Origin of the sequence: Mycobacterium persicum, assembly GCF_002086675.1 — a bacterium.
GTDB classification, from domain to species: domain Bacteria; phylum Actinomycetota; class Actinomycetes; order Mycobacteriales; family Mycobacteriaceae; genus Mycobacterium; species Mycobacterium persicum.
This window is the reverse complement of the sequence record NZ_MVIF01000098.1, coordinates 1-21,281: the sequence shown is the minus strand read 5'-3', so window position 1 is coordinate 21,281 and position 21,281 is coordinate 1. Positions and strand designations below refer to the sequence as shown.

The following is a 21,281-nucleotide window of genomic DNA, read 5'->3' as shown; positions in this document are numbered from 1 at the left end:
CGCAGCGAACCCGAGCCTGCACCGGTATACATCCGGGCCGAATTGACCTCTGGCGGTAACAGCGCAAAATCAAACACGATGGCTCCTGGCCTTGCTGGTGGTGAATGATGGGAAACCGCCGCCTGCTTGCCAGCAGTGACGAACTGATCCGGTACCGCCGACCCGCCAGACCGTCCCGCGGGGTCGTCGGGACCAATGCCGGTGATGTATGCGCGCGCCCTCCGGCGGCACCGTCAGAACCGGACATGTTGCTACGGAGCGACTTTGAGTGCGCCAGACCGGACCAGCGCTTGAGCAAGCCCGATCTTTTCGTCGTCGGTCAGCCCGCCGGGCAATTCCCGGACGTAGAAGGCGCCCGTGGCGATGATGAATTGCAATGCGGCACAGGCCATATCGTTGACCGACAAGACGGCGGTGCCGTCGGTGCGACACAGCGCGACGTAGCCGTCGCTGCGAGCCAAGGTAAGCCGGCCCGCGCGGTCGTCGACAAGCATTCGTCGATTAACGGTGATAAAGCAGATGTCATGCCAGACATCGGGGAGCGGTTGTCCGAACAACGCTTCATAGCGCTCGCGGAAATCGGTGAACGTGGATTTCTTGCGTGTTCGCCGTCGGGGCCGCGAAATTCCTGGGCGTCGCTTTTCGGCAGCCGCGCCGAACTGCCCGTCGTATCCAGGGCCGGAGTGGATTGTCGGAGCATGGCTAAGGTAATGGCCGAAGTAGCGATGCCCGTAATCCGCGTATTGGCTGGTGAACAAGATAAATGCGTGCCAGGCGGCGTCGACCATCTCTGAATACATGCCGATGACCATGTCGTGGCTCAGCTCAGACAAAACCAGATACTTCTTGACCTCGGTGAAAAGCTCCTGGGCCTGCGCGCGGGTCTCGACTACCCGGTCGCTAAGCATCCGATCAAGCACATACGGCGCCTCGAAAGCCAACGCCTCACGAAGATGAGCGTCGAGCACTTCCGTGTCCGAATCATTGCTTTCAGCAGCTGTGATACCAGAGGTACCGGTAAGGGAGGGGGCTCTATCGACAATGGCCACCATAACCTCGCCCGCTTTCTTGCCGAGCCGGACAATCGGGACTGTGCCGCTGACGTCTCCGGGTGGTCGAACGCATATGAAATGCCGATCTGCCTGTCTACCGTTAGTTGTCAGGGTTATACGGGTCGCCAGCCGCATACGCGGTTGCAAAGTCGAGGTCCGACTGCTCTTCGGAATTGGGGTCGTCAGGCCGGTATTCGTTGTTGTTTGCTTGCCATTGCGCGATGGTGTTTGTACCTGAACTGTCGTCGTCGGATTCGCTCGAGCTGTAGTAGTAGTCGTCGTCATACCCGCCTGCGGCGCCTGTGCTGGACGTAACTTGCGTCCCGGTTGGCTGGTCGTCACCCGGGATCAAATTTGTCTGCGTATCTGTGGGAAGCTCATTGCCGCCGCCGGAACTGATGGTTGCGGTGGTGTTGTCTTGGGTAGTAGCCGTCGTGTCAGTCGAATTGCTCGACGACCCAGCGCCACTGAGGCTGCCACCAGAAGTGTCGTTGGTGTTGCTCGTGCAGCTGTCGAGCTTGAAGCCGCCGTGGGAGGTCAGCGTGATATTGAGTCGCCCCACATTGACACCGAAGCCGTTGGCGGTGGTCGGGGTGGTCACGTCGACGATGCCGGCGATGCCGCTTGTCAGTGTTAGCGCTCCCAGTGCAGCGCCGGCGGCAAGCCTGCCTCGCCGCGACTTGCCGATCCCGCCTTTAGCACGAGCCGAACCGGATTCGGCATCGTCGGCGTTGCTTTCAGGTTTGGCGGGATGAGTCGGCTTCGGCATGGTCGGGCGGTCCTTTCTTCGGTACTGCTGTTGAGCGATGTCTTTGAGGTGCGCCGGTCATGGCGTCGCCGGTGTGGTCAGTCGAGAGCTGTTGTCGGGCATGGTTTCAGCGCTGCTGCAGTGGCATCGGCGAGGCCTGTCCGGGCGCACCGATACCGGACTGCGAAACAGGCCTTCGGCGGCTGCGGCCACGCGCTGTCTGCCGGGGGCGCTCAGCCCGGCTGCGGTCCAAACGAAATGGGTTCGGCTGCAACGGAAACCATGTGGTTCGATCGCCGGGCCTTGCGGCGGCATAGGCTGCCACCGACCGTGCGTTCAACGACTCCACCGCTGGCGCGGCGTCCGCTAGCCCTTCGGGAATTACCTACCGCGTCACTGCTGACATCCCTTCGGGCTGATCTGAAACTCCGCAACTGCCTCGGCTTTCGCTACACGCTCGGGCGCGACACATACGGGCGTACTGTAACGGATACATCTGTATCGGAAATGGTTGCAGAAGTCAACCGTGTGATCAACCTGTGGATGACTTTCGCCTTCGACTGCCCGGCGAGCGTGACGATCATTCGGGTGTGACCGCTTGTCACCGCCGCGCACCTGGCGCCGCGGGCGGGTGTGTGCCCTGAGCCATCAGGAGTCGGCCGACGAACGCCGCCGACACGACCCGTCGCGGCAACCGATGGCTGACCAGCGCGTTGGGCGCCGCCACGATGGTCGCGTCCCGCACAAGGCATCACCTACTTCGGCGCCCGATATCAGCTTCTGGCGCCCCGGCTCGGGAAGACCAAGCCATTGTCGCCATCCAATACTCAATCCTGACCGCGGGATGGCACGTGCTCGCCGACGATGTCGACTACGCCGATCTTGGCGGTGACTACTTCGCGCGGCTAGATCCCGAACGCGCCATGCGCCGCATCGTCCGCCAAGCCAACGCGCTCGGATTCACCGTCCTCGTCGAACCGGTCCATGCTTCCATGGCTAACTCGAGCACTTCGATGGTGCGCAAGCGGTGGTTTGGTCAACTCGGGCCTGCACAACACGTCGATAGTTTCGGGCAGGGAGCCAGTAAGTCCTGTGAACGAATTGCCGACCGCGTTGACCGATAGCGGGATGCCGGCTTCGGGGAGTCGCTGGATTCGTGTGCGGCATCGCGGTTGATGGTGTCATCGAGGGAGGCGACCTGGCGAAGCTACCCGTTGGCGCAATGGCGATTAGGGTCTGTCATATCCCGTCGCGCGATCTTGGGTGCAAGATGTCCGGTGGCGACGCCAGGATCGTGTCGCGCTATCGAGGGTGTCGAGCCTCACCGAGACGCCCAGAGCGTGCTGACCGGTAGGGCCGCAAGGTTGGGGCCGAACGGCGTGGCTTCCGGTGCCGCGGTGAGCAGCACGCCGAACTGAAAACGATCGCCGAGCCTGTCGGCCAGATAGCGCAGACCGCGAAGATCCTCCGCTCGTGGGGTGCTGGTCGCCTTGACTTCGATGCCGCAGATCCGGCCGTCGGGGTGTTCGAGCACCAGATCGACTTCGGCGCCGCCGCGGTCGCGAAAATGCCACAGACTGGCCGGCTCGGCGGACCAGGTGAGCTGCTTGCGAATCTCGTTGGCCACGAACGTCTCGAGAAGCGGGCCGAGGTGACCACCTGGACGATCCAGCGTCGCGCTGGTAGCACCGAGCAGGTGGCATGCCAGGCCACTGTCCGACACGACAAGCTTCGGTCTGCGGATCACCTTGCGGGTCAGGTTGGTCGACCAGGCCGGCACCCGATGGATCAGGAAGGCCGCTTCCAGCAAGGCCAGATAGCCGTCGGTGGTGCGGGCCGGAATCGACAGTTCGTTCGCCAGCGCGCTGACGTTGAGTTCGGCGCCAGTCCGCGTCGCGCAGAGCCGAAGTAATCGTGGAACTTCGGCAAGCCGCTCAATTGCGGAGAGCTCGCGGATGACCGACTGCGCCGCAGTGGTCAGATAGTTGTCGAACCACGCACGGCGTCTCGACGGCGTGCGGACAATGATCTCTGGGAAGCCTCCGGTGGCGATGCGCTCGACCAGATCGGCGCGCCGCAAATCGGAGCTGTGGATCAGTTCGCGAGGTGCGCTGAACAGCAGATCGACGAAGTTGTCGGCGAATCCGGCGAGTTCACCCTGCGAGAACGGCCAGAGTTCGATGATCTCGACTCGGCCGACCAACGCGTCGGCCATGTCGGGGGCAGAAAGCAGCCGCGCCGAACCGGTAAGCAGGAAGCGGCCGGGTCGGCGATCGTGATCAACCTCGGCCTTGATCGCCCGGAACAGTCCCGGTTCCAGTTGTGACTCGTCGATCACGAGCGTGTCCACCGGCCGGGAGACAAATGCGCGCGGATCGTGGCGGGCAGCATCGCGGTTGGCGGCGTCGTCGAGGGAGACGACCTGGCTTGACCCTGGGTAGTTAAGTCGCGCAACAAGGGTCGTCTTCCCGACCTGGCGTGCGCCATTGACGACGACGACCGGCGTGTCGGCCAGCGCGGCTAGCACCATGGGTGCGATCGCGCGGTCGACTACGGACATGTGGACAGCATACGCTGCGGATCTGCCTAGTCATCTATTGCGAATCCGTCCAGTAGGTTGTTGCGGATTTGTCACACCGGGCAATGCGGATCCGTCCGGCCTGCATATGCGCCCCGCGCCATGGGACGTAGGTAGCAACCGGGCGAACACACGGCAGCGAAGCCGGGCGACACCGAGGCACACCACAATTCACCTCCACGACGACACAAAGCCGATATCCAGCCGCTCGCTCCGCTGGTACCCCGACCACGTCGGCGCACCGGCGGCTGCACCCGGTAGATGCCGAGCGCCGCGGCCACCACACGATAGCGCTGCGGTGGCCACTGGATCTCGGATGCGATCTGTTCCAACACATCTCGGTCACGATCGAGCACTCGGTCCACGATCGACACCGCCGGTAGCGCACCGCTCTTGTCGCCGTTGCAGCGCGCGCACGCCAACACCAGGTTGGCCGGGCCGTCGATGCCGACCGGCGACCACGGCAGCACGTGATCGACCGGATTGTTGGCCGGCAGATGCGTGCCGCAATAGAAGCAGTGCGGACCGTAGGCGTCCCGGAACGGTCCGCGCACCGGGGCGAGTCGGTGCGTTCACGTCCGAACAGATGGCCAGCCACGTCGGGACGTCCTGGATTCCCAACACGATCCGATCATCAGCAGAGGTTTGGACGAGCTGCTCGAGGAGGCCGGGTTTGTGGTGGAGCCGGTCACTGAACGGCAGGCCCGGCTTGCGTGCCAGGCCTACGCAGATTTCGGCAAAGGCAGCGGCCACCCGGCCGGATTGAACTTCGGCGATTGCCCGTCCTATGCACTGGCCACCGACCTGCGCGAGCCACTGTTATGGAAAGGATGGAAAGGCAACGACTTTGGGCACACTGGCGTCCGATCATCGCCGGGCATAACGCATGGTGCACCAGAGCGATGACCAGTCTGACGAAAGTGATGCACGCCAGCCCAGCTCAGTCGACGAACAGTGCCAACGACGCCGTGTAGCCATGTAACGCATTGCGCCCGAACACCGGACCGATCTCCCCGGCGGCGAAGAACCCGGCCAGCGGAATCCCGCCCAGCGGGTCTTCGATCGTCGACGCGTCATGGTCGGCCACCCCGAACATCCGCCGCCCCCGCCCGTTGCAGGTGAACAGCAGCGCACCCGCCGGACGCCCACCCAGCTCCGCCGCCGCCCGCTCCACGGCCAGGTGCAGGTCCTTGTCCGCCGACGCCGCGTCACGCACCTGGAACTGCACGGTCGTGCCGACCTCGACAACATCGCCGATCTCGATGGCTCCGGTCGAAGGGTCGGCGCCCAGTAGCCCGCGGATCAAGAAGTCGCCCTGCCCCGGAGCCGCCAGGTGTTCGTCGACCACGATGCCGATCTGCAGGCCACGGCTGACTAACTCCTGCTCGTGCAAGGGCAGATCCTCAACGATCTCGCGCAGGCGCACCAGCGGCGGACGGCCACCCAGCTCGGTGATCGCCGCCCCGTCCGCGCCGGTGACTATGTAGGGGCGGCCGATCGGCCGGCAGCCCTGCGACACGATCGGTATCCCGTGCACCCCGGGTAGGCGCACCCCGACGAGCCCCGAGCTGAACACACCACCGTCGCGGAACAGCCGGGTGCCGCCCGGGCCGCGTCCACCGCTGGCCAGACCGCCCACCACGGTCGTCCCCGGCAGGTCGCTGTTGAGGTGCTCGATGAGCAGACTCGACGGGAAGGTGTACGGGTCGGGCAGCAGCAGGTGCAGATCATGTGCGGTCCGGTCGAACCGGTAACCGGTAAGCAGTCCGCCCGAGCCGGCGCGGACGAAGTCCAGCTGGAACGTTTCGGCGGCCAGGCCCGACGCCAGCCACACCGCCACCGCCGGCCGGTCCTCTATCTCACGCCGGCCGGCGACAACCGCCTGGGCGACACAACCGATCAGCGCGGGCGACCCGACGATGCCCTGCACCGCGTTGAGAACGTCCGCCGCCTGATCGGAGTGCGACCGCGATCCGAGCAGCACAGCCAGCGACGGCGCCTCACCCGCAAGCGCATCGCACGCCTGCGTGGCCGCCGCCACCGCCGCCTGCCGCGCATCGGGCGCGGTGGAGAAGCCGACTCCGATCCGCACCCTTCCATCATGCGCCGCCCGGCGCCTATTTCCGCCGGAATCGCCGGCCGGTTCTGCAGAGGCGTGGCGTCACCGCATCCGCACTACAGTCCCAACGCGGCGCGCAGCCGGTTGGCGTCCATGGCGCCGGCACGTGCCGCGGCGGGGAAGCTGTCGAGAAGTTTGATCAGATCGCTCCGTCGGGTGGGGTCGTCGGCGGCCTGCCGCGGGGTGCGCCCGGCGAGTGCCGGGATGGGCTGGTCAAGCCACTTGGTTTCGTAGTCGCGGACGAACTCCTCGAGTGCCGCGGCCACCTCGGGCCCATCGGGCTCTCTTTCCTCGGTAGCCGGGAGCTGCTTGGCGAGCTCGGCCAGCTCGCGGGTATCGCCCAACGGGCGGCGCGAGTCCTCCAGCACGCTCATCGCCGGATCCAGGGCGGCCACCGTGGCCAGCACCCGGTCCATCCGCTTGTCGCTGTTGGACGCTACCCGCAGCGTGTCGGCGTCGAGCACCAGGGTCGCCCGGATCCGTTGCGTCCCATCGTCGTTGACGTACTCGTGCCATCGCGGCGGCGGTTCGCCTTCGACCCGGTCGTAGGTGTTGTCAAGCGCGGCCTGGATCGCGGCACGGTCGCCGATGCGCACGGTGGCCTCACAGAACGCCAGCGGATCACCCTCGGTGTTGGTCAGCGTCGGCGGCGCAAACCGGCGGCTCAGGTAGGCCACCAGCGTCACCGCGTCGGGTTCGGTGTCAAGCAGTTCGCTCAGCGGGTCGCGCTCGTGCAGCGCGACCGGTTCCACGCCGCCGAAAAATCGCATGGTGTCACCGGCAGGCAGCACCCGCGCGCACACCAGCTGCCCCGTCTTCAGCTGGCGGCTGGCCGCCTGCTCCCGCACCTCATGGGTGTCGCCGATGCGCAGGTCGCGCACGGTGACGCTGTGGCCGCGTTGCACCCGCTCCACCTCAAACACCGACCGCTGCACCAACAACCACTGCTGCGCCAGCAGTCGCTCGTCGTCGGGCAGCAACGACCCGCGGATTTCGAGGAACTCCTCGAACGCCCCGCCCTCGAACAGCACCGCGTCGATCACCAGCGGATCGCCCAGCGCGGTGGTCAGCGCGTCCGGATCATCGCCGGCATGGCGGGAGCGTTCGTAGGCCACGTCGATCAACAGGTCGCTCCAGCCGCTCACCAGCGCATGTTGGATGGCCTTCGCGTACAACCAGCGCGCCCGGTCGTCCAGCGGCAGCTGCTCACGCCCGAGATGGCATTTCTTGTACTTGCGCCCAGACCCGCACCAGCACACGTCATTTCGGCCGACGTCACGGCGCGGCTCGGCCTGGTACTGCTCCAGCAGCTCCACCAGCGGGTAGTCCGGCTCGGCGCCCGCCCGGCGCAGCAACGCCAACCCGCGCTCGACGTCACCGCGATCGGAGGCGATCCGAGCCAGATCGAACAACGGCAACGGCCAATCCGGATCCATCGACTCGGCGGCCAGCAGTTCACGTTCGGCCGCCGCAATGTCGCCGATGCGCTCCAGCGCCACCGCCCGTAGCCACCGACACGCCACCCGCGCCGCGCGGGGCACCTTCGACTCCAGCACCTCGGCGAACAAGACCAGCGCGGCCGTCCCGACGCTTTCGTCGCCGACCGTCTCGGCCACCAGCAGCTCGGCCAGCAGCGGATCAGCGAGTGCGGCACCCAACGCGCCGACGAGATCCATGTCGGGTGCTGTCGCGCCGTGGGTGGCCGCGGCCAACGCTTCCTGCGGCGCCATGCCCGCGTCGAGCAGCTCTGCGATCTGGTCGTGCAACTTGACCAGCACGTACAACGCGACCGCCTCATTGGGGTCGAGTTCATGACGTTCGGCCAGCGCTTGGCACCCTAGCTTGAAACGCCAAGCGCTAAAATCGAATCCGCCCGGTGCAAGCCAATCGCGCTGGCGCGCGAGACCATAGTCGTCGACGATCTCGGACAACGGCGGCAGCGGCTCGGTGAACAGCGTCGGATCTTCGGCGCACACCGTCCACACCGCGGCGTCGAAGTACGTCGGCTCCTGGGCGTGGAGCGTCGCGGCTAGCCGCGCACCCACTCCTTCGGCCGACGCGACCTCAGTGACCCGCTCGACCACCAACCCTTTCTCGGTCAGCCGCATCCCCACCAGGTCGCCCTCGGCCACCCCCAATGCCACCAACGTGCCCGGCGCCAGGAGCAGCACCCCGTGCGGGTCGACCGCCTCGTCCGGAATGCCCCGCTGCTCGAGCAACTCGTCATCGAACCCGGCCAGCATGACCTGCGTCGGTGAACCGTCGGCGAGCCGCTGGTACTGCGCGTGCTCGCAGAGCTCGGTGATGGGGTCCAGATCCGGGGCCACAGTCAGCAGGTCGTCGGCCAGCTCGTCCGCTTTGACCCGGTGCGTGAACACCCGTCCGGCCAGCACGGCCGGCAGCCACACCCACCTCTCGTCGACCAACTGTCTTGCTGGACACTGTATTTCGTCGAGAACCTGAGCCAGCACGGCATCCGCATCGGCCACGCCGTCGTCCCGTAGCCGCGCTGCGATGTCGTCGGCGTCCAACGGGCCGTGTTCGGTCAAGATTCTTGCCAGGGTCTCGGACCCGGTGAAGGCATCGGTCACGGCGACCACCCTATGCGCCGGCGAGCCGCGCCTCGAGAGCCCCGCCGGCTTGCTTCGGGTTGTCGGTCGGCTCAAAGTCGGCCGCATCATGGCATCATGGCATCGTGATGCAGTGATGTAGGCTTGGGTGTGCGTACCACCATTGATCTGCCCGACGACCTGCACAAACAGGCGCTGGCTATCGCCCGGGACACCCGCCGCACCTTGAGTGAAACCGTTGCCGACCTCATGCGACGCGGCCTGGGAGCCGGCCGTACCGCCGCGATCTCCACCGATCCCAGGACCGGGTTGCCACTGGTGAGCGTCGGCAAAGTCGTGACCTCCGAGGACGTGCGCTCGTTGGAGGATGAGGCGTGATCGCGCTGCTGGACGCGAACGTGCTGATCGCGCTGGTGGTCGCCGAGCACGTGCATCACGACGCCGCCGCGGCATGGCTGTCCACGCGTGACGCCGGTTTCGCGACGTGCCCCATCACGCAGGGAAGTCTGGTTCGATTCTTGCTGCGGACGGGTCAATCCGCGGCAGCGGCGCGGGAGGTGGTCAGCGCCGTCGAAACCGCAAAGCGCCACAAGTTCTGGCCCGACAGCGTCTCTTTCGCCGATGTCGAGAGCGGCGGCGTGGTCGGCCACCGACAGGTGACCGATGCTTACCTGGCTCAGCTGGCCCGAAGCCGCAACGGGCAGTTGGCGACTCTCGATAGCGGACTGGCGCACTTGCACAGTGACGTCGCGGTCCTCGTACCGACGGCCTGCTGATACCCGGCCAACCGGCGTGGCCCGACCCGGACCGACGAGTTGGATACCTGCCCGTAGGGTCGGTGTTGACGGGAGGAAGTGAGCATGGCCAAAACCGCCAGAACCGATAACGACAGCTGGGAGATCACCGAGAGCGTCGGCGCGACGGCGCTGGGTGTGGCGGCGGCCCGCGCGGCCGAAACCGAGAGCGCCAATCCGCTGATCAGCGATCCGTTCGCGCGGATTTTCCTCGACGCGGCCGGCGACGGCGTGTGGAACTGGTATTCGGGGTCGCAGCTGCCCGCCGAAGTCCTTGAAGCCGAGCCCGAGGTGTCGCTGCGAATGCAGGCAATGACCAACTATATGGCTTGCCGCACAGCATTTTTCGACACTTTCTTCCTGGACGCGACCCGAGCGGGCATCGGTCAGGCAGTGATTCTGGCGACCGGCCTGGACTCGCGGTGCTGGCGGTTGCCGTGGCCCGACGGGACCACGGTCTACGAACTCGACCAGCCCAAGGTGCTGGAGTTCAAAACGGCGACGCTACGCGAGCACGGGGTCGAGCCGACCTGCCGGCGCGTCGGCGTCCCGGTGGACCTGCGTCAAGACTGGCCGAAGGCGTTGCAGCAGGCCGGTTTCGACGCGTCCGCACCGAGCGCATGGTCAGCCGAGGGACTCATGCCGTATCTGCCGGCGGTAGCCCAGGATCTGCTGTTCAACCGCGTTGACGGCCTCTCCGTCGCCGGTAGCCGGATTGCTGTCGAGGCGCTCGGACCCGACTTTATGGACCCCGAATTCCGCGCCAAGCGGCGCGAGCGGATGGACCGTGTTCGCGCGCTGATGGCCAAGGTCGACCCGCAGCGCGAGGTGCCCAGTACGGACGAGCTGTGGTACTTCGAGGAGCGCGACGACGTCGGCGACTGGCTGCGCCGCCACGGCTGGGAGGTGACGGTGACGCCGTCGGCGCAGCTGATGGCCGGCTACGACCGCAACCCGCCGAAGGAGGCCCAAGACAGCGCGCCGCGGAATATGTTCGTGTCCGCGGTGCGGGCCGGCGCCTAGCGCAATATGCACCGAACACCGGCCCGCCGATTACCTCGGTTTGGTTTCGAACCGGCTGATGAGGTGATTGGGTAGAGCGGTGACTACGGCGAATACGCCGGATACCGGCGCACGGCAGGACGCGAACTTGGCCCTGGCGACCTGGGTCTCGACCGTCAACTTCTGGGCATGGAACATGATCGGCCCGCTGTCAACGACCTACGCCGAACACTTGCGGCTGTCGAGCGCGCAAGCCTCGCTGCTGGTGGCGACGCCCATTTTGGTCGGGGCACTGGGCCGGATCGTCATCGGCTCGCTGACCGACCGGTTCGGCGGTCGCGCGATGTTCATCGCGATCTCGCTGGCGACGATCGCGCCGGTGCTGGCCGTGGGTCTTGCCGGCAAGTCGGGTTCCTACCCATTGCTGTTGGTGTTCGGGTTTTTCCTCGGGATCGCGGGCACGGTTTTTGCCGTCGGGATCCCGTTCGTCAACGCGTGGTACCCGCCCGCCCGCCGTGGGTTCGCCACCGGGGTATTCGGCATGGGCATGGTGGGCACCGCGTTGTCCGCCTTCTTCACACCCCGATTCGTGCGCTGGTTCGGCCTGTTCAACACGCACGCCGTCATCGCCGTCGTGCTGGCGCTCACCGCTGCGGCGTGTGTGCTGGTGATGCGCAACTCGCCGGATTTCACACCGAACACCGGCCCGGTGCTGCCGAAGCTGATCGCCGCCGCGAAGCTCCGGGTGACCTGGGAGATGTCGTTCCTGTACGCCATCGTGTTCGGTGGTTTCGTCGCGTTCGCCAACTACCTGCCCACCTACATCAAGACCATCTACGGTTTCTCCGCCGTCGACGCGGGTGCCCGCACGGCCGGCTTCGCCGTGGCTGCCGTGCTGGCCCGGCCATTCGGCGGCGCGCTCGCCGACCGCATCGCGCCCAAGTACGTCGTCCTCGGGTCGCTGGCAGGTACCGCGGCGCTGGCGTTCATCGCGGCGTTCAAGCCGCCGCCCGACGTGTTCTCGGCGCTGACGTTCATCACGCTGGCGATCTTCCTGGGGGCCGGTACCGGCGGCGTGATCGCCTGGGTCGCCCGCCGCTCACCCGCCCAATCTGTCGGCACGATCACCGGCATCGTCGCCGCCGCGGGCGGGCTGGGCGGCTACTTCCCGCCGTTGGTGATGGGCGCGACCTACGACCCTGTCGAAAACGACTACACCGTCGGGCTGCTGCTGTTGGTCGCGACCGCCCTGGTGGCGCTGGCGTACACGGCGCTGGGATTGCATGCCAACGAACCCGAACGCAGGGAGGCGACCGCGTGAGCGGCCCGCCTGGGGGCCGGATCGAAGAACTGCTCGAGCGCTGCGGAAGGTTCTTCACGCCGGGGACGTTCTCCGATGACCTGCGCACCGTCACCCGGGAGGGTGGGCGCGAAGGTGATGTCTTCTACCGCGACCGGTGGAGTCACGACAAGGTGGTGCGCTCCACCCATGGCGTCAACTGCACCGGGTCGTGCTCGTGGAAGATCTACGTCAAAGACGGGATCATCACCTGGGAGAACCAGGAGACCGACTATCCGTCCGTCGGCCCCGACCGCCCCGAATACGAACCACGTGGCTGTCCGCGCGGCGCCGCGTTCTCGTGGTACACCTATTCGCCGACGCGGGTGCGTCACCCGTACGCCCGCGGCGTGCTGGTCGACATGTATCGGGAAGCCAAGGCGCGCTTGACCGATCCGGTGCTGGCCTGGGCCGACGTGGTGTCCGATCCTGACCGGCGCCGCCGATACCAGCGGGCACGGGGCAAAGGTGGGCTGGTGCGGGTCACCTGGGCCGAGGCCACCGAGATGATCGCCGCGGCGCACGTCCACACCATCAAGACCTACGGTCCCGACCGCGTCGCCGGCTTCTCGCCGATCCCGGCGATGTCGATGGTCAGCCACGCGGCCGGCTCCCGTTTCGTGGAGTTGATCGGCGGGGCGATGACGTCGTTCTACGACTGGTACGCCGACCTTCCGGTGGCGGCGCCCCAGGTGTTCGGCGACCAGACCGACGTGCCGGAGTCCGGCGACTGGTGGGACGCCGCGTACCTGATGATGTGGGGGTCGAACGTGCCGGTCACCCGCACGCCCGACGCGCACTGGATGGCCGAGGTGCGTTACCGCGGCACCAAGGTGGTCACCGTCCGCCCCGACTACGCCGACAACACCAAGTTCGCCGACGAGTGGCTGCCGTGTGCGGCCGGCGCCGACGGCGCGCTGGCGATGGCGATGGGACACGTAATTCTCTCGGAATACCTTGTCAAGCAACGGATTCCATTCTTCGTCGACTATGTGCGCCGGTTCACCGACCTGCCGTTTCTGGTCAAACTGGAAAGCCGCGGTGACGACTTGGTGCCGGGCAAGGTCCTCACCGCCGCCGACCTGGGCCACCAGGTCGAGAATGCGGCGTTCAAACCGGTCTTGCTGGACGGCGCCACGGACCGGGCCGCGGTCCCGCACGGTTCGCTGGGCTTCCGGTACGGCGACGACGGCGCGGGCAAGTGGAACCTCGACCTCGGCGATATCGTGCCGGCCCTCACCGTCGCGCACCGCACGCCCGGCGAATCCGCGCGAATCATCCTGCCCCGCTTCGACACTGCAGACGGCCGCGGCGAGACGATGACTCGTGGCGTGCCGGTGCGCCGCATCGGCGAGCACCTGACTTGCACGGTGTTCGACCTGATGCTGGCCCAATACGGGGTGGCCCGGCCCGGGCTGCCGGGAGACTGGCCCACCGACTACGACGATGCGGCATACCCGTACACGCCGGCCTGGCAGCAGGCGATCACCGGGGTGCCGGCCGATCAGGTCATTCGGGTGGCACGCGAATTCGCCCGCAACGCCCAGGAATCCGGTGGCCGGTCGATGATCATCATGGGCGCCGGCATCTGTCAGTGGTTCCACGGCGACGCCACCTACCGGGCCGTGCTGGCACTACTGCTGCTCACCGGGTCGATGGGCCGCAACGGCGGCGGCTGGGCGCACTACGTCGGTCAGGAAAAGTGCCGCCCGGTCACGGGTTGGGCGACGATGGCGATGGCCACCGACTGGTCGCGGCCGCCGCGCCAGATGGCGGGCACGTCGTACTGGTACGTGCACACCGACCAGTGGCGCTACGACGGCTACCGAGCCGACGCGCTGGCCAGCCCGGCCGGTCGCGGCCGGTTCGCCGGCAAGCACACCATGGACGTGCTGGCCTCCGCCGTCGCGATGGGCTGGACGCCGTTCTATCCGCAGTTCAACCGCTCCAGCCTGGACGTCGCCGACGAGGCGCGTGCGGCCGGCCGGGACATCGCGGACTACGTGGTCGAACAACTCGCCACCGGTGCGCTCAAACCGGCGCTCGCCGATCCCGACGACCCGGCGAACTGGCCGCGAGTGCTCAACGTGTGGCGTGCCAACCTGCTCGGCTCGTCCAGCAAAGGCAACGAATACTTCCTGGCGCACCTGCTGGGCACGACGTCGAACCTGCAGGCGACGCCGACGCCAGAAGCGTTGCGGCCCAACGACATCGTCTGGCGCGACGACATCGGTGAAGGCAAGCTCGACCTGCTGACGTCGATCGACTTCCGGATGACGTCCACCACGTTGCTGTCCGACGTGGTGCTGCCGGCCGCCACCTGGTACGAGAAGGCCGACCTGTCGAGCACCGACATGCACCCGTATGTGCACGCGTTCAGCCCCGCCATCGATCCGCCGTGGGAGACCCGCTCCGACTACGAGGCGTTCGGGGCGATCGCGAGCGCCTTCTCGACGCTGGCGGCCAAGCACCTCGGCACCCGCACCGACGTCGTGCTCGGCGCACTGCAACACGACACACCCGGCGCGATGGCCTACCCGTCGGGAGTCGAATCCGACTGGCGCGCCACAGGAGAGCGGCCCAAGCCGGGTAAGACGATGGGTACCATCGCGGTGGTCGAGCGGGACTACGCCGCCATTGCCGACATGTGGGCCGCGCTGGGGCCGCTGACCGAACGTCTGGGGCTGACCACCAAGGGCATCACCATCGTGCCGGATCGCGAAGTCGACGAGCTCGCCGCCAAATTCGGGGTGCTGAACTCCGGGCCCGCGGCCGGCCGGCCGGCGATCACCACCGCCGAGCGGATGGCCGACGTGATCCTGGCGCTGTCGGGAACCAGCAACGGCCGGCTCGCCGTCGAGGGATTTCATGAACTGGAACGACGGACCGGGCGCAGGTTGGCGCATCTGGCCGAAGGCAGCGAGGAACGCCGCATCACCTATGCCGACGCGCAGGCCCGCCCGGTGCCGGTGATCACCAGCCCGGAGTGGTCCGGCAGCGAGACCGGCGGACGCCGATATGCCCCGTTCACGGTGAACATCGAGGAACTCAAGCCGTTTCACACGCTGACCGGCCGGATGCACTTCTACCTGGACCACGACTGGGTCGAAGAGCTCGGCGAGCAGCTGCCGATCTACCGTCCGCCGCTGGACATGTCGCGGCTCTTCGGTGAGCCGAGACTGGGCGGTGACGGCGCGGTGCTGACCGTGCGGTATCTGACGCCACACTCGAAATGGTCGATCCACTCGGAGTATCAGGACAACCTGCTCATGCTGTCGCTGTCGCGGGGCGGTCCCACCATGTGGATGAGCGTGGGTGATGCTGCGAAAATCGGTGTGCGTGACAACGATTGGGTGGAGGCGGTCAACCGCAACGGGGTGGTGGTGTGCCGAGCGATCGTCAGCCACCGGATGCCCGACGGCGTCGTCTTCGTCTACCACGCCCAGGAGCGCACCATCGACACGCCGCTGACCGAGACCACCGGGCGTCGCGGTGGCATCCACAATTCGCTGACTCGGCTGCTGATCAAGCCCAGCCACCTGGCGGGCGGCTACGCGCAGAACGCGTTCGCGTTCAACTACTTAGGCCCAACCGGCAACCAGCGTGACGAGGTGGCGGTGGTGCGTCGGCGCTCCCAGGAGGTGGCCTACTGATGAAAGTCATGGCGCAGTTGGCGATGGTGATGAACCTCGACAAGTGCATCGGCTGCCACACCTGTTCGGTGACCTGCAAGCAGGCGTGGACCAACCGCGCGGGCACCGAGTACGTCTGGTTCAACAACGTCGAAACCCGTCCAGGACAAGGCTATCCGCGCACCTATGAGGACCAGACGCGCTGGCGCGGGGGCTGGCAGCGCGATCGCCGCGGTCGGCTGCGGCTGCGCGGCGGCGGGCGGCTGGCCAAGCTACTGAAGATCTTCGCCAACCCGAAGATGCCGAGCCTGGGCGACTACTACGAGCCCTGGACCTATGACTACGAGAAGCTGATCACCGCACCGCTGGGTGAGCAGATGCCGGTGGCGCCGCCGCGCAGCCTGATCAGCGGCAAGCCGATGAAGGTGTCGTGGTCGGCAAACTGGGACGACGACCTCGGCGGCTCACCGGAAATCGTGCCCGGTGACCCGGTGCTGCGGCAGGTCAGCGAACGGGTGCGGTTGGAACTCGAGCAGGCGTTCATGTTCTATCTGCCGCGAATCTGCGAGCACTGCCTGAACCCGTCGTGTGTGGCCTCGTGCCCGTCGGGTGCGATGTACAAGCGCACCGAGGACGGGATCGTGCTCGTCGACCAGGATCGCTGCCGCGGCTGGCGGATGTGTGTGTCGGGTTGCCCGTACAAGAAGGTGTACTTCAACCACAAGACCGGTAAGGCGGAGAAGTGCACGATGTGCTACCCGCGCATCGAAGTGGGTCTGCCGACGGTGTGCTCGGAAACGTGTGTCGGACGGTTACGTTACCTCGGTTTGGTGCTCTACGATGTCGACCGGGTGCTGGAAGCCGCGTCGGCGGAGCGTGAGGCTGATCTCTACCATGCCCACCGGCGAATCCTGTTGAACCCCAACGATCCCGACGTGATCGCCGGTGCCCGCGCCGAGGGGATCCCCGACGAGTGGATCGAGGCCGCCCAGCGCTCTCCGGTCTATGCGCTGATCAACACCTACCAGGTGGCGCTTCCGCTGCATCCGGAATTTCGCACCGTACCGATGGTTTGGTACATTCCGCCGCTGTCTCCGGTCGTCGACGCCATCGGCCGCGACGGACACGACGGCGAGGACCTCGGCAATCTGTTCGGGGCGCTGGGGGCGCTGCGCATCCCGATCGAGTACCTCGCGGGGCTGTTCACCGCCGGCGACACAACCGTGGTGGAATCCGTGCTGCGCCGGCTGGCGGCGATGCGTTCCTATATGCGCGATATCAACCTCGGCCGGCCGACGCAGCCGCACATCCCGGAATCGGTCGGCATGACCGAGGAGCAGATCTACCAGATGTACCGGCTGCTGGCGTTGGCGAAATACGAAGAGCGGTATGTGATCCCGACGGCATACGAGCTGGACGGCGAGGCAATCGAAGAACCCGGCTGCTCGTTGTCGTTCGACGGCGGTCCCGGGATGTATGGGTCCGGCCCGTTCGGTGAGGCCAGCGGAGGACCGGTGCCGGTGGCGGTCGAGACCTTTCACGCGCTGCGGCAGCGGCAGACCAGTGAACAGATGGCAGCCAACGCCAATCAGCCGTCGCGGGTCAACCTACTGAACTGGGACGGTCGCGGGGTGCCGCCCGGAATGTTCCCGCGCGGGCGGCGGCGATGAGGTCACTGCAGGCGACGCAACTTACGGAGGTGAATGCGGTGCTCGGCAAGACGTTCTGGGATGTGGTGCCGTACGTGGTACTTGCCATTGTTGCCGTTGGCACCTGGTGGCGGTACCGCTATGACAAGTTCGGGTGGACCACCCGCTCGTCGCAGCTTTACGAGGTGCGGTTGCTGCGGATCGCGAGCCCGCTCTTCCACTACGGCATCCTGGTGGTGATCGTCGGACACGTCATCGGCCTGGTGATCCCGGAATCATGGACGGACGCAGCCCGGGTGAGTCATCACGCCTATCACGTCCAGGCTGTCGTGCTGGGGTCGATAGCCGGCGGCACCACGCTGACGGGGCTGGCGCTGCTGATCTACCGGCGACGCAGCCGCGGGCCGGTGTTCATGGCCACCACGGTCAACGACAAGCTGATGTATGTGTTTCTGGCGGGGGCGATATCAGCGGGGCTGTATGCGACCGCGCTGGGTTCGGGGACGTTCGGCGAGTCCTACAACTACCGCGAAACCGTGTCGGTGTGGTTCCGGTCCATCTGGGTGCTGCAACCGCGCGGCGAACTGATGGCGCTGGCGCCGCTGTACTTCCAGCTGCATGTGATGATCGCGCTGGCGCTGTTCGCGATCTGGCCGTTCACCCGGCTGGTTCACGCGTTCAGCGCACCGGTCGCGTATCTGTTCCGGCCCTACGTCGTCTACCGCAGCCGCGGCGCCGCCGCGCGCAAGGAGCTGGTCGGCTCACATCTTCAGCGCCGCGGCCGCTGACTCGGCAGGGCGCGCCCACGCCATGTTCGGTAACCACGCCGTGCGGCGAACACGCCGATGACGGCGGTCACGCACCACACCGCTATCGCCGCGTATGCCAATGGTGACGACCGATCGCCGATCGCGGCGCCCAGCGTGGTGTAGACGAATGCCCGCGGGATCGAACCGATAAACGCGCCGACGGCCATCTGCCACAACGGAACTCCAAACGCGCCGAACGCATAGGAGGCGAGCGCATCCGAGATGCCGGGGACGAAGCGTTGACCGACCACCGCCCATAGTCCGCGTCGTTCGATCAGCGCGTCGATGCGGTCGGCGCGGCTCGTCCCCAGCAGGGTACGCGCGCTGTCGCGTCCGGCCCGACGGCCGACGAAGCTGGCGACGATCGCGGTACCCACCGTCGCACCCAGCGTCACAAAGATGCCCTGCAGCGGACCGAACAGCAGACCGCTGCCCGCGGCCAGGACCGGGCCCGGCACGAACAACGCTCCGAGGACAGCTGAGGCCACGACGTAGGTGAGGGGAGCCGCCGGACCCGTCGCCGAGACCGCGCGCCGCACCACCTCGATGTCGACGACTCGTGCGACGGCTACCAGGTACCACAGCCCGAGTAGGAAGCCGGCGAACACGACAAGCCGCACGATGTGGTGTCGTCGGGATTTCAGCGGAGAACCAGGGTTGTCGACCATGCTGACCCCGATTGTTCCGCACTGGCATGTCCAGGTGCGCCCTGGCTAGTCGGCCGTGCCTTTGACCAGACGGCCGTCCTTGATGATGGCGACGAACGCCTCGTCGGGCCGGGCGATCAGCGAGATGTCGGCCACCGGGTTGCCGTCGACGAGAACCACGTCGGCCAGGGCACCTTCGGCCACCACACCCAGCCGGCCGGGGTACGGGTTGCGCGGCCCGGACATGGCCAAGAGCTCGGCGTTGCGGATGGTCGCCTGCTGCAGCACCTCGGTGGGCGTGAACCAGCGGGTGAGCTCGGCAAGCTGGGCGCCTTGCCGGCTGGCGAATGTGGTGTCGAACAATATGTCGGTTCCGAACGCGACCTTGACCCGGTGCTTGATCGCAAGCCGATACGCGGCGTCGGTGCCGGAGACCACTTGCCGCAGCTTTGCCGTCGTCTGCGGCGTAACGGCGATCGTCGGCTCGTCGTTCAGGAATGGCTGCAGGCACCACCAGATGTCGTTTTCGGCGAGCAGCGCGGCGGTGTGCTCGTCGATGAGGTGGCCGTGCTCGATGCACCGGACCCCGGCGGCGACGGCGGTGCGGATCGCGCGCGGCGTATAGGCGTGCACGGTGACGTAGGTGCCCCAGTTCTCCGCGGCCGTCACTGCGGCGCGGATCTCGGTTTCGGTGAACTGGGCCACGTCGACCGGGTCGTACGTCGAGGTGATGCCGCCACCGGCCATCAGCTTGAGCTGAGAGGCACCGCGCCGCAACATCTCTCGTGCCCCCCGTAGCACTTCGGCTTCGCCGTCGGCAATGACGGCGGCACCGATGATCTCGGTGTAGCTCAGGTGTCCGCAGATACCGCGAGGAACCTCGTGGGGCAGCCGGAAGTCGCCGTGTCCACCGGTCTGGGAGATGAACCCGCCCGAAGGATAAATGCGCGGGCCGACGATCACGCCCTCGTCGATCGCCTGCTTGATCCCGAACACCGGCCCGCCGAGATCGCGGACCGTGGTGAAGCCGCGTAGCAGCGTTTCCCGGGCGCCGGTGATCGCCCGGGCGTAGACGTAACCGAGTTCGCTGAATTGCGCCACCGCTGCCGGGATGGTGGCGAACATCGCATGCCAGTGCGCGTCAATCAGCCCGGGTATCAACGTCTTTGCGGTCCCGTCGATCTTCGAGCCGGAGAATTCCGTCGAACCAGCGGGCGCCACCGCGGCGATCACGCCCTCCCGGATGGTGACGTCCATCGGCCCGGTGATCCGGCCGTCGACGCTGTCGAAGACATCGACGTTGCAAATACGCAGTTCGTGTGTGTCCATGCCGGCTCCTTGTCGAGACTGCAGCGGCTCGGCGAACCCCCGACGTAGAGTATGGTCCAGGCCGGACGTTCTTTTGGACCAAAGTTCGGTTGACGGTGACGGATTGTGACGAGATGGCTACCGCAGTCGCCAACTGACCGTGTGACCGTCAATTAGCCTGGCTGGGTACGTCGGTGAGGTGCCGGAGTGTCGCAGTTGACACATGAGCAGCTGCCTCCGTCGGTGTGGCGCAACCACTTGACACCGAGGTTGTCTTTGCGCGGCCAAGGGATCGGGATCAAATCGGCACCCGCTATGCGCGTGGCTCATCCGACAGCGATGGCTTCACGTCAGGAGCTTCGACGATCGACCACCTATCCATCGCTGAACATGGCTTCCTGCTCACCGGCAGGCATGAGGTCGAGCAAGCCGTAGTGCTTTGGGCCGAGGCGGCCGTTCTGCGCTCGCCACCGAGTTGTCGATACGCGCGCGCGCACCCTGGTGCCCACCAAATTGCGCACGGTGGAAAGAAGGTCGCCTTCGATTGACCCGGCGATCTCGGAATTGTCGTCCTTGATCAGGTAGAAAACGCGGCGAGTACCCCGAAATCCGTCAAGTCTGCCGACCACGGTTTCGGTGTCTTCGACGGTGTCTCGGTTACCCAAAAAGGTGAGAAGTTTCGCGGCGCGGTCGCGGGTGAGCACGGATTTGATTTCCTCGGCGCTGGTCTCTAGGTCGAGTTCGAGGCCTTCTGGCACCAAGGCCGCAACGTTACTAATGTCTTGTATGGCCAATCTCAATAGCCGTGGCGCGCCGAGGATTCCCTTTGCCGACTCCTCGTCGTCGGTGCTGGCTGGCAGGGTCTCGACCAACTCACGAATCGCCGCGCGCGCTCGTCCCTACTGGATGCATGTCGTAACCGCCGGGCGAGAGCGGCACCGCCGGCACGCGGAAGTACACGGTATTGCCGACTTGGGCCTGTTGGACGAGCTCAGCGCGCTCACGGTCGCGGCGGGTCAGGGAGGGGGCTGTGG

General features: G+C 66.4%; 17 protein-coding genes and 3 pseudogenes. 9 read left to right on the top strand and 11 right to left on the bottom strand.

Annotated elements, in window-relative coordinates; all coding sequences use genetic code 11:
- The 4 genes from BST40_RS30920 to BST40_RS30250 all read right to left on the bottom strand — a co-directional run.
- A partial coding sequence (locus BST40_RS30920) for a PPE domain-containing protein (protein ID WP_142276788.1) occupies positions 1-77 on the bottom strand: 77 nt, incomplete at its 3' end.
- Positions 78-251: 174 nt separating this feature from the next.
- Entirely contained in the window at positions 252-1,052 is an 801-nt protein-coding gene (locus BST40_RS22765) for a glycine-rich domain-containing protein (RefSeq protein WP_142276787.1), read from the bottom strand.
- A gap of 100 nt (positions 1,053-1,152) precedes the next feature.
- A complete protein-coding gene (locus tag BST40_RS22760; protein ID WP_131808290.1) occupies positions 1,153-1,653 on the bottom strand; it encodes a hypothetical protein in 501 nt (166 codons plus the stop codon).
- Between the two features lie 748 nt (positions 1,654-2,401).
- Entirely contained in the window at positions 2,402-2,545 is a 144-nt protein-coding gene (locus BST40_RS30250) for a hypothetical protein (protein ID WP_158006335.1), read from the bottom strand.
- 106 nt (positions 2,546-2,651) lie between these two features.
- On the opposite strand from BST40_RS30250, the gene BST40_RS22755 reads away from it, so the two are divergent.
- A complete protein-coding gene (locus BST40_RS22755; protein WP_083155741.1) occupies positions 2,652-2,924 on the top strand; it encodes a hypothetical protein in 273 nt (90 codons plus the stop codon).
- Between the two features lie 197 nt (positions 2,925-3,121).
- Here the strand turns inward: BST40_RS22755 and BST40_RS22750 are convergent, their stop codons facing one another.
- Complete coding sequence (locus BST40_RS22750; RefSeq protein WP_083155739.1) at positions 3,122-4,360, bottom strand: ATP-binding protein; 1,239 nt, start codon at positions 4,358-4,360, stop codon at positions 3,122-3,124.
- A gap of 189 nt (positions 4,361-4,549) precedes the next feature.
- Positions 4,550-4,982, bottom strand: a pseudogene (locus BST40_RS22745) (HNH endonuclease); the annotation flags it as partial.
- Positions 4,983-4,984: 2 nt separating this feature from the next.
- Here BST40_RS22745 and BST40_RS22740 point away from each other — a divergent pair.
- Positions 4,985-5,284: pseudogene (locus BST40_RS22740) on the top strand (type II toxin-antitoxin system VapC family toxin); the annotation flags it as partial.
- 34 nt (positions 5,285-5,318) lie between these two features.
- On the opposite strand, the gene BST40_RS22735 reads toward BST40_RS22740, so the two are convergent.
- Positions 5,319-6,470: an FIST signal transduction protein gene (locus BST40_RS22735; RefSeq protein ID WP_083155738.1), complete on the bottom strand. Its 1,152-nt coding sequence runs from the start codon at positions 6,468-6,470 to the stop codon at positions 5,319-5,321.
- A gap of 83 nt (positions 6,471-6,553) precedes the next feature.
- A complete protein-coding gene (locus BST40_RS22730; RefSeq protein WP_425270705.1) occupies positions 6,554-9,097 on the bottom strand; it encodes an SEC-C metal-binding domain-containing protein in 2,544 nt (847 codons plus the stop codon).
- A 120-nt stretch (positions 9,098-9,217) separates the two neighbouring features.
- On the opposite strand from BST40_RS22730, the gene BST40_RS22725 reads away from it, so the two are divergent.
- The 7 genes and pseudogenes from BST40_RS22725 to narI form a co-directional block, all read left to right on the top strand.
- Entirely contained in the window at positions 9,218-9,445 is a 228-nt protein-coding gene (locus tag BST40_RS22725) for an antitoxin (RefSeq protein WP_075546967.1), read from the top strand.
- Entirely contained in the window at positions 9,442-9,843 is a 402-nt protein-coding gene (locus tag BST40_RS22720) for a TA system VapC family ribonuclease toxin (protein WP_075546968.1), read from the top strand. The genes BST40_RS22725 and BST40_RS22720 overlap by 4 nt, the downstream gene beginning before the upstream one ends.
- A gap of 84 nt (positions 9,844-9,927) precedes the next feature.
- Positions 9,928-10,884, top strand: a complete 957-nt coding sequence (locus tag BST40_RS22715) for a class I SAM-dependent methyltransferase (protein ID WP_075546969.1) — start codon at positions 9,928-9,930, stop codon at positions 10,882-10,884.
- A 79-nt stretch (positions 10,885-10,963) separates the two neighbouring features.
- Entirely contained in the window at positions 10,964-12,184 is a 1,221-nt protein-coding gene (locus BST40_RS22710; protein ID WP_075546970.1) for a nitrate/nitrite transporter, read from the top strand.
- A complete protein-coding gene (locus BST40_RS22705) occupies positions 12,181-15,855 on the top strand; it encodes a nitrate reductase subunit alpha (protein WP_083155736.1) in 3,675 nt (1,224 codons plus the stop codon). The genes BST40_RS22710 and BST40_RS22705 overlap by 4 nt, the downstream gene beginning before the upstream one ends.
- Positions 15,855-17,504, top strand: coding sequence for a nitrate reductase subunit beta (gene narH, locus BST40_RS22700; protein ID WP_075546972.1), 1,650 nt, complete (start codon positions 15,855-15,857; stop codon positions 17,502-17,504). The genes BST40_RS22705 and narH overlap by 1 nt, the downstream gene beginning before the upstream one ends.
- A gap of 38 nt (positions 17,505-17,542) precedes the next feature.
- A pseudogene (gene narI / locus BST40_RS22695) lies at positions 17,543-18,271 on the top strand (respiratory nitrate reductase subunit gamma); the annotation flags it as partial.
- Here narI and BST40_RS22690 read toward each other — a convergent pair.
- From BST40_RS22690 to BST40_RS22680, 3 genes are all read right to left on the bottom strand, one after another.
- The gene (locus tag BST40_RS22690; RefSeq protein WP_083155733.1) at positions 18,253-18,960 is read right to left on the bottom strand and encodes a TVP38/TMEM64 family protein; all 708 of its coding nucleotides are present in this window, start codon (positions 18,958-18,960) and stop codon (positions 18,253-18,255) included. The pseudogene narI and the gene BST40_RS22690 overlap by 19 nt on opposite strands.
- Before the next feature lie 45 nt (positions 18,961-19,005).
- Positions 19,006-20,268 (bottom strand): metal-dependent hydrolase family protein, encoded by a 1,263-nt coding sequence (locus tag BST40_RS22685; RefSeq protein ID WP_083155730.1) that lies wholly within the window; start codon positions 20,266-20,268, stop codon positions 19,006-19,008.
- 353 nt (positions 20,269-20,621) lie between these two features.
- Positions 20,622-21,119 carry a hypothetical protein gene (locus BST40_RS22680; RefSeq protein ID WP_083155726.1) on the bottom strand — a complete coding sequence of 166 codons (498 nt, stop codon included), beginning with the start codon at positions 21,117-21,119 and terminating at the stop codon, positions 20,622-20,624.
- Positions 21,120-21,281 lie beyond the last annotated feature (162 nt).

Excerpts from the sequence above, each read along its gene's own strand:
- BST40_RS22715 (WP_075546969.1), top strand. The coding sequence starts at position 9,928 with ATGGCCAAAACCGCCAGAACCGATAACGACAGCTGGGAGATCACCGAG.
- BST40_RS22685 (WP_083155730.1), bottom strand. The coding sequence starts at position 20,268 with ATGGACACACACGAACTGCGTATTTGCAACGTCGATGTCTTCGACAGC.
- BST40_RS22750 (WP_083155739.1), bottom strand. The coding sequence starts at position 4,360 with ATGTCCGTAGTCGACCGCGCGATCGCACCCATGGTGCTAGCCGCGCTG.
- BST40_RS22690 (WP_083155733.1), bottom strand. The coding sequence starts at position 18,960 with ATGGTCGACAACCCTGGTTCTCCGCTGAAATCCCGACGACACCACATC.
- BST40_RS22765 (WP_142276787.1), bottom strand. The coding sequence starts at position 1,052 with ATGGTGGCCATTGTCGATAGAGCCCCCTCCCTTACCGGTACCTCTGGT.
- narH (WP_075546972.1), top strand. The coding sequence starts at position 15,855 with ATGAAAGTCATGGCGCAGTTGGCGATGGTGATGAACCTCGACAAGTGC.